1 protein-coding gene is annotated in these 981 nt (G+C 67.7%); it reads right to left on the reverse strand.

All coding sequences use genetic code 11. The annotated features are described in order from the left end of the window. Window positions 1-969, reverse strand: a 969-nt coding sequence (locus JZ792_RS41205) for a type I polyketide synthase (protein WP_308165652.1), incomplete at its 3' end; no start/stop codon positions are given. Between the last annotated feature and the right edge of the window lie 12 nt (window positions 970-981).

The raw sequence follows: 981 nt of genomic DNA on the forward strand, positions 1-981 counted from the left end.
TTCGACGGCGGTGAGGGAGTCGAATCCCAGTTCCTGGAAGTTACGGTCGGCGTCGATCGCGGTGGCGTCGTCGTGTCCGAGCACGATCGCCACCTGGGTCCGCACCAATTCCAGCAGGATCTTGATCTGTTCGGCTTCGTCGAGGCCGGACAAGCGTTGCCGCAGTTGCGATCCCGCCACCCCGCTGCCTGCACCGGCGCTGTCGGCGGCTGTGCGGCGGGCGTGGGGAACGAGGTTGTGCAGTATCGGTGTCAGCATCCCCGCGCGGGCTTGCACGGCCAGCGCGGTGGTGTCGAACCGCGCTGCCAGCACTGTGGCGTGCTCGGCGGTCACGGCGGTGTCGAACATCGCCATACCCTGCTCATCGGTCATCGCCAGATAGCCGCCACGGCTCATGCGTGCGGTATCGCCACCGTCGAGGTGACCGGTCATCCCGGTCGATGATCCCCACAATCCCCACGCGATCGACGTCGCGGCCAGGCCTTGAGCACGGCGGTATTCGGCCAGCCCGTCGAGGAACTGATTGGCCGCCGCGTAGTTGCCCTGACCGGGAGAACCCAGCAGGCCCGCAGCCGAGGAGTACATGACGAACATGCCCAGATCCAGCTCACGCGTCAGCTCGTGCAGATGCCAGGCCGCATCGGCTTTGGCGGTCAGTACCGTGTCGAGGCGTTGCGGTGTCAGCGACGCGATCACGCCGTCGTCGAGCACACCCGCCGCGTGCACCACCCCGACCAAAGGGTCCTCGTCCGGTACGGCGGCCAGCAACTGCTCGACCCCGGCACGGGTGGACACGTCACAGGCCACCACCGCCACCCGCGCACCCGAACCGGTCAATTCCTCGACCAACTCGCCCGCACCCGCCGCGGCGATACCCCGACGAGAAGCCAACACCAGCGACCGCACACCCCGCACACCCACCAGATGCCGGGCCAGGATCCGACCCAAACCACCGGTACCACCGGTCACCACCACAGTCCC

The sequence above is a fragment of the Nocardia noduli genome (genome assembly GCF_019038455.1).
Classification (GTDB): domain Bacteria; phylum Actinomycetota; class Actinomycetes; order Mycobacteriales; family Mycobacteriaceae; genus Nocardia; species Nocardia noduli.